The following is a 6,820-nucleotide window of genomic DNA, read 5'->3' as shown; positions in this document are numbered from 1 at the left end:
CGGGCAGCAGCACCCGGCGGGCACGGACGACGAGGCTCATGCGGTCACCCTGGCACCCGGACCGGTCAGGGACTCGAGGGCCACGACCACACGGTGCAGTTCCGCACCCCATGCCGTGGTGACCCAGCCGCCCGGCAGAGGCAGCCGGACGGCGTCGTCCGCGGTGCCGACCCCCGCCTCGCCGCCCCCGGTGTGGACCGTGGAGGCGTAGGCCCGCGGGGCGATCGGCGGCAGCCAGGCCGCCTCCCCCGGTCCGAGGCCGACCGTCGTGTGCAGGAGCGGGCGGCCCGCCCGCTCGATCCGCGTCGTACCGGTCCAGCGGCCCGGAACCTCCCCGGTCCGGCCGAGCAGGACCTGCTCGGTGGCGGTGAGGACGGCGCCGTCGGCGAGCTCCCCCGTCAGCGCGGCCAGGTGGTGCGCGCCGGCGGCGACCACGGTGGGTTCCAGCCGCAGATCGAGCGTGCCCGCGACCTCCGCGGTGATCCGCTGGGCCGACGGCGGCGACCCACCACGGGCGGGGAGCGCGATCGCCGCGGCCACGGAGCGGACGGACAGGCGCGCCCCCTCCTCCACGACCAGCGAGATCCGGGCGTCGTCCCCGCCGAGCGGCCCGAAAGCCGTGGCGACGAGGTGCACGGTCGCCGGGCCGGTGCGGCGGACCGCGAGCTGACCGCTGGCCCGGACCACCGGCAGCACCGTGCGGCCACCCGGCCCGAGCCGGGCGATGACCTCGACGACCGTTCTCACGCGGACTGAGCCACCCTTGCCCGCACCTGCTCGCGCACCCACTCGGCGACCGACGAGGCCGTCGGGTCCTCCCGGAGCGAGATGAGGTGCGTCGGCTTGCCGTTCCGCACCGCCGCGGAGTCGCGCCGCATCACGTCGAGGTCCGCGCCGACCATCGGGGCCAGGTCGGTCTTGTTCACCACGAGGAGGTCGGCGGCGGTGACTCCGGGTCCGCCCTTGCGCGGGACCTTGTCGCCGCCGGCCACGTCGATGACGAACACCTGCACGTCGACGAGCCCGTAGCTGAAGGAGGCGGTGAGGTTGTCGCCGCCGCTCTCGACCAGGACCAGCTCCAGGCCTGGATGACGGGACTCCAGGAGCTCGACGGCGTCGAGATTGGCGGTGATGTCGTCGCGGATCGCGGTGTGCGGACAGCAGCCCGTCTGCACGGCCTCGATCCGGTCGTCGGGGAGGACGGCGTTGCGGCGGAGGAAGTCGGCGTCCTCGGTCGTGTAGATGTCGTTGGTGACGACGGCGAGGTCGTACTCGGCACCGAGGGTCCGGCACAGCGCCGCCGCTAGGGCCGTCTTGCCGGAGCCGACCGGGCCGCCGAGCCCGACGCGCAGCGGTCCCCCGTGGCGGTGCGGCGCCGGCGCGTCGACGTAGTCGTCCAGGTTGTGGTCAGGAGGCAAAGAAGCGGTCCTTCCGTGCGGCGTGGACCTCGGCGAGGAGGTCGAGCAGTGGGTCGGTGGCGGCGGGCAGGCCGGACCGTGTGGCGGCCGCGGCTGTGGCGTCGATCTCGGGGGCGAGCCGCGCGGTGACGGCGGCGACGGTGAGCGGGTCCATCGCCAGCAGTCGCTGGGCGGCGGTCGCCGGCCCGCTGATCGACAGGTAGGCGGCGGCCTGGGCGGCCTCACGGGGGCCCAGGCCCGCCAGCGCGGCGGCGATGCCGAGTGCGATCGGATGATGGGGGAGCGCCGGGAGCGCGTCCCAGGAAGCCGAGGGCCAGGCTCGGCGGCCGACCCGCATCAGCCCGCGACCCTGCTGTCGCGACGCCGCCCGGACCGCCGGTGACGGCGTTCGGGCATCGGCCTCCTCGTCCAGTCGTGCCAGCGTGGACGCGTCCGCGCCGCACGCCGCGGCGGCGAGCCCGGCGCTCACGGCTCCCGATGTCGCCAGCCGGCGGCGCAGGAACGTGCTCAGCGACCCCGGGTCGCGCACGACACCCGCCGCGATCGCCTGTTCCACGCCTCCGGAGTGCGTGTGCCCACCGGCGGGCAGCCGGGAATCGGCCAGCGTGAGCAGCGCTGAACTCATGGGAAAGGGGCCCCCTAGAAGAGGAAGTAGCGCTGGGCCATGGGCAGCTCGCGGACCGGCTCGGGCTCCCAGACCTCGCCGTCCACGGACACCGTGAAGGTGTCGGGGTCGACGCGGATGTCGGGGAGCGCGGTGTTCTCGGGCATGTCGGCCTTGGTCAGCCGGGTGGTGTCGGTGACGGCCATCAGCCGCCGGTCGACCGCCAGCCGGTCGGCGAGCCCCGCCTCGATGGCGGCCGGCGCCACGAAGTGGACGCTGGTCATCGCCGGGACCTTGCCGTAGGCGCCGAACATCGGCCGGGGGAGCACCGGCTGCGGCGTGGGGATCGAGGCGTTGGCGTCCCCCATCTGCGCCCAGGCGATCATCCCGCCCTTGAGGACGACGTGCGGCCGGACGCCGAAGAGCCTCGGGTCCCACAGCACCAGGTCGGCGAGCTTGCCCGACTCGACCGACCCCACCTCGCCGTCGATGCCGTGGGCGACCGCGGGGCAGATCGTGTACTTGGCGACGTACCGGCGGGCGCGGGCGTTGTCGGCGTTGCCGTCGCCGGCCAGCGAGCCCCGGCGCTGCTTCATCACGTGGGCGGTCTGCCAGGTGCGCAGCACGACCTCGCCGACCCGGCCCATCGCCTGCGCGTCGGACCCGATCATCGAGATCGCGCCCAGGTCGTGCAGCAGGTCCTCGGCCGCGATGGTGGTCGGCCGGATCCGGCTCTCGGCGAAGGCGAGGTCCTCGGGGACGGAGCTGTCCAGGTGATGGCAGACCATGAGCATGTCGAGGTGCTCGTCGAGGGTGTTCACAGTGTGCGGGCGGGTCGGGTTGGTGCTGCTGGGCAGCACGTTCGGGTGCCCGGCGACGGTGATGATGTCCGGCGCGTGACCGCCTCCGGCACCCTCCGTGTGGTACGCGTGAATGCTCCGCCCGGCGATCGCGGCCAGGGTGTCCTCGACGAAGCCCGCCTCGTTCAGGGTGTCGCTGTGCAGGGCCACGGGGACGCCGTGCTCCCCGGCCACCGTCAGCGCCGCGTCGATGGCCGCGGGGGTGGAGCCCCAGTCCTCGTGCAACTTGAACCCGCTCGCGCCGGCCCGGAGCTGCTCGACCAGCGACTCCCGGCGCACCGTGTTGCCCTTGCCCAGCAGCGCCACGTTGACCGGCAGCGGGTCCATCGCCTCGAGCATGCGGGCCAGGTACCAGTCGCCGGGCGTGATGGTGGTGGCCTTCGAGCCCTCGGCCGGGCCCGTGCCGCCACCGATCAGCGTCGTGACTCCCGAGCCGAGCGCGGTCGGGACGATCTGCGGGCAGATGAAGTGGACGTGGCAGTCGATGCCGCCGGCGGTGAGGATCTTCCCGTTGCCGGCGAGCACCTCGGTGCCGGGACCGATGACCAGGCCGGGATGGACGCCGTCCATGGTGTCGGGGTTGCCGGCCTTGCCGAGCGCGACGATCCTGCCGTCGCGGATGCCGACGTCGGCCTTGATGATCCCCCAGTGGTCGAGGACGACGGCGCCGGTGATGACCAGGTCCGGAGCGCCCTCGGCGCGCGTCGCCCGGCCCTGGCCCATCGACTCGCGGATCACCTTGCCGCCGCCGAAGACGGCCTCCTCGCCGGCGCGGCCCGGGCCACCGGACAGGTCGTTGGTGACCTCGATCAGGAGATCGGTGTCGGCCAGGCGGACGCGGTCGCCGGTCGTGGGCCCATAGAGCTGCGCGTAGCGCTCGCGGCTGAGTCGGACCACTAGGACAGGCCCCCTTCGGCGGTCAGCCCCGGGACGACGCGCGCCCCGGCGAGCGGGACGAGGGGAACCGTGCGGGTGATCCCCGGCTCGAAGCGGACGGCGGTGCCAGCCGCGACGTCCAGCCGATGGCCGCGCGCGGCCGCACGGTCGAAGACGAGCACCCGGTTGGTCTGCGCGAAGTGGAAGTGCGAGCCGACCTGCACCGGCCGGTCGCCGGAGTTGGTGACCTCGAGCTCGATGCGCGCCGCCCCGGGGAGCGTCTCGATCACCCCGTCCGCCGGGAGGACCTCACCGGGGATCACGGGATGGGATGGTGGACGGTCACCAGCTTGGTCCCGTCCGGGAAGGTCGCCTCCACCTGCACCTCCTCCAGCAGCTCCGGGACGCCGGCCATGACGTCGTCCCTGGTCAGGACCGTGCGGCCGGACTGCATGAGCTCCGCGACGAGGACGCCGTCCCGAGCGCCCTCCAGCACGTGGTCGGTGACGATCGCCGTGGCCTCCGGCAGGTTCAGCCTCAGCCCCCGCGCACGCCGTCGGCGGGCCAGCTCCGCGGCGTAGGAGAGCAGCAGACGTTCCTGCTCGTGCGGCGACAGGTGCAACGCGGTCGACCTCCGGACGTCGGCGGAGCCCGGACGCTAGCGCCGGTGTGTGACAGCCCTGTTGCGCGGTACCCGGGTCACTCAACGGGGAGTCGCTCTCGCGCCCGCACCGCCGGTGGTTCTATGGTTCATTACATGAGTAATGAACCCACGGACCACGGCGCCATCGCCGGAGCCCATGGGATCCCCGGCGCTCCGTCGTGAACGAGGACGCCGGCCCCATCTTCCGCCAGGTCGCGGCTCAGATCGAGAACGCGATCGTCGACGGGTCCCTCGCCGAGGAGGCCCAGGCGCCCTCGTCCAACGAGCTGGCCGCCTTCCACCGCATCAACCCCGCCACCGCCGCCAAGGGCCTGAACGAGCTGGTGGCCGACGGGGTCCTCTACAAGAGACGAGGAGTCGGGATGTTCGTCGCCACGGGCGCCCGTGAGCAGCTGCTCAAGCGTCGGCGCAGCGAGTTCGCCGACCAGTACGTCCGCCCCCTGATGACCGAGGCACGGAAGCTCGGCATCTCCGCCCGCGAACTCGCCGCGATGATCGACGACTGGGAGGCCCGGCGATGAGCGCCGTCGCAACGCTGTCCGACGTGACGATGCGGTTCCGCGAGCACACCGCGCTGGACGGCGTCACCACCGCATTCGAGCAGGACGCCATCACCGGCCTGCTCGGCCGCAACGGCGCCGGCAAGACGACCCTCATGCAGCTGCTGACCGGGCACCGCGTGCCGACCCGGGGCCGGGTGGAGGTGCTCGGGTCCGCGCCGTACGAGAACGACGCCGTCCTGCGCGACACCTGCTTCATCAAGGAGGGGCAGCGCTACCCCGACTACTTCCGCGTCACCGACGCCCTCACGGCGGCGTCCCTGCTGTTCCCGCGCTGGGACGCCGACCTCGCGGCCGGCCTGCTGGCCGACTTCGACCTGCCGAGCAAGCGGCCGATCAAGAAGCTCTCCCGCGGCATGACCTCCGCGGTCGGCATCGTCATCGGTCTGGCGTCCCGGGCGCCGCTCACCCTGTTCGACGAGCCGTACCTGGGTCTGGACGCCGTCGCCCGGCAGCTGTTCTACGACCGCCTCATCGCGGACTACGCGGAGCACCCCCGGACCGTCGTCCTCTCGACGCACCTGATCGAGGAGATCGCGCCGCTCCTGGAGCACGTCCTGCTCATCGACCGGGGACGCGTCCTGCTGGACGCCGACGCGGAGTCGCTGCGGGACAGCGCGGTCACCGTGACCGGGCCCGGCGACAAGGTGCTGGCGTTCGCTCGGCAGCACGAGCTCCTGCACGCGGAGTCGCTCGGCGGACACAGCCGGGCCGTCGTCCGTGTCGACGGTGCAGCCGACCGCCACGCGGCCTCCGCCCACGGCCTCGGGGTCGAACCGACCAACCTGCAGCAGCTCGTCGTGGCGATGAGCCTGCAGAGCCCCGCGGCACGCGGCTCGGTCCACCTGGCACCCTCCGACGACCTCGAGGAGGTCTCCTGATGCACCGCGTCCTCCAGGCCGCCCGCCTGCACTTCGTCCACCCCCTGATCGGCCTGGCGATGCCGTGGTTGATCGTGGGGCTGAGCTTCGTGATCAACCTGGCCGTGTGGCACCTCACGCCGGCCGGGGCCGAGGACGGCGGCTTCACCGGCGGGATCCTGGCGCTCTACATCACGATGATGATCGGCTACGTGCAGACGGTCACCCAGCTCCTGCCGCTGGCCATGGGGATGAGCCTGAGCCGCCGCTCCTTCTACCTGGGGACGGTGCTGGTCGCGGTTGTCGAGGCACTGATCTACGGGACCGGCGTCTCGGCCCTGACCTCGATCGAGGACGCGACCAGCGGCTGGGGCGTCGACATGGGCTTCTGGGCCCCGGGCCTCATGGACGTCGACAACCCCGCCCTCCAGGTGCTCGTCTCCGGGACCCCAGTCCTGCTCTCCGCCTTCCTCGGCATCGGCCTGGGCGTGGTGTCCAAGCGGTGGGGCCCGTCAGGCGTCTGGGGACTCACCATCGCGGCGACGGTCGTCGTCGGTGGCCTGGCAATCCTCGTCACGTGGCTCGATGCGTGGCGCGCCATCGGCAACTGGTTCGCGGACCAGTCCGTCACCACCCTGGCCGTCGGCCTGCCGGCTGCGCTGGCCGTGGCCGTCGCCGCCGCGTCCTTCGCCGGGATCCGCCGGGTCGTTCCCTGACCGGGACGCATCAGCACTCGGCCCCGCCTCCGTCACGTGACGGAGCCCGTGCCCGAGTCGTGCACGAACCGCTCGGCAGTGCGACGGGCCGAGACGACGAAAGGGCCCCAGCGTGGTGGCTGGGGCCCTTTCGGGAATGGTTGTCCGGCGGCGTCCTACTCTCCCACCCCGTCTCCAGGGCAGTACCATCGGCGCTGAGAGGCTTAGCTTCCGGGTTCGGAATGTTGCCGGGCGTTTCCCTCTCGCCATGGCCGCCGTAACT

9 protein-coding genes and 1 rRNA gene are annotated in these 6,820 nt (G+C 72.8%); 3 read left to right on the top strand and 7 right to left on the bottom strand.

Annotation, left to right across the window (positions count from 1 at the left end):
* Positions 1-36: 36 nt before the first annotated feature.
* From E4P40_RS25220 to E4P40_RS25195, 6 genes are read right to left on the bottom strand one after another with little or no spacing between them, the layout of a single operon-like run.
* The gene (locus E4P40_RS25220) at positions 37-747 is read right to left on the bottom strand and encodes an urease accessory protein UreD (protein WP_135161077.1); all 711 of its coding nucleotides are present in this window, start codon (positions 745-747) and stop codon (positions 37-39) included.
* Positions 744-1,418, bottom strand: a complete 675-nt coding sequence (ureG, locus tag E4P40_RS25215) for an urease accessory protein UreG (RefSeq protein WP_135161076.1) — start codon at positions 1,416-1,418, stop codon at positions 744-746. The genes E4P40_RS25220 and ureG overlap by 4 nt, the downstream gene beginning before the upstream one ends.
* A complete protein-coding gene (locus tag E4P40_RS25210) occupies positions 1,408-2,043 on the bottom strand; it encodes an urease accessory UreF family protein (protein ID WP_135161075.1) in 636 nt (211 codons plus the stop codon). Before E4P40_RS25210 ends, ureG begins: the two co-directional genes overlap by 11 nt.
* Before the next feature lie 14 nt (positions 2,044-2,057).
* The gene (locus E4P40_RS25205) at positions 2,058-3,779 is read right to left on the bottom strand and encodes an urease subunit alpha (protein WP_135161074.1); all 1,722 of its coding nucleotides are present in this window, start codon (positions 3,777-3,779) and stop codon (positions 2,058-2,060) included.
* Positions 3,779-4,078, bottom strand: a complete 300-nt coding sequence (locus E4P40_RS25200; RefSeq protein WP_348519655.1) for an urease subunit beta — start codon at positions 4,076-4,078, stop codon at positions 3,779-3,781. The genes E4P40_RS25205 and E4P40_RS25200 overlap by 1 nt, the downstream gene beginning before the upstream one ends.
* Positions 4,078-4,380 (bottom strand): urease subunit gamma, encoded by a 303-nt coding sequence (locus E4P40_RS25195; protein ID WP_135161072.1) that lies wholly within the window; start codon positions 4,378-4,380, stop codon positions 4,078-4,080. Before E4P40_RS25195 ends, E4P40_RS25200 begins: the two co-directional genes overlap by 1 nt.
* A 200-nt stretch (positions 4,381-4,580) precedes the next feature.
* Between E4P40_RS25195 and E4P40_RS25190 the strand changes: the two genes are divergently transcribed.
* The 3 genes from E4P40_RS25190 to E4P40_RS25180 are packed head-to-tail and all read left to right on the top strand — an operon-like array spanning position 4,581 to position 6,558.
* Complete coding sequence (locus E4P40_RS25190; RefSeq protein WP_135161071.1) at positions 4,581-4,943, top strand: GntR family transcriptional regulator; 363 nt, start codon at positions 4,581-4,583, stop codon at positions 4,941-4,943.
* On the top strand, positions 4,940-5,863 hold the full coding sequence (locus tag E4P40_RS25185; RefSeq protein ID WP_135161070.1) for an ABC transporter ATP-binding protein: 924 nt from the start codon (positions 4,940-4,942) through the stop codon (positions 5,861-5,863). Before E4P40_RS25190 ends, E4P40_RS25185 begins: the two co-directional genes overlap by 4 nt.
* Positions 5,863-6,558 carry a hypothetical protein gene (locus E4P40_RS25180; RefSeq protein ID WP_135161069.1) on the top strand — a complete coding sequence of 232 codons (696 nt, stop codon included), beginning with the start codon at positions 5,863-5,865 and terminating at the stop codon, positions 6,556-6,558. The genes E4P40_RS25185 and E4P40_RS25180 overlap by 1 nt, the downstream gene beginning before the upstream one ends.
* 142 nt (positions 6,559-6,700) lie before the next feature.
* Here the strand turns inward: E4P40_RS25180 and rrf are convergent.
* Positions 6,701-6,817: ribosomal RNA gene (gene rrf, locus E4P40_RS25175) — 5S ribosomal RNA — on the bottom strand.
* Positions 6,818-6,820: the final 3 nt, after the last annotated feature.

This window comes from Blastococcus sp. CT_GayMR20 (genome assembly GCF_004570345.1).
This window is presented reverse-complemented; position numbering and strand designations above follow the sequence as displayed.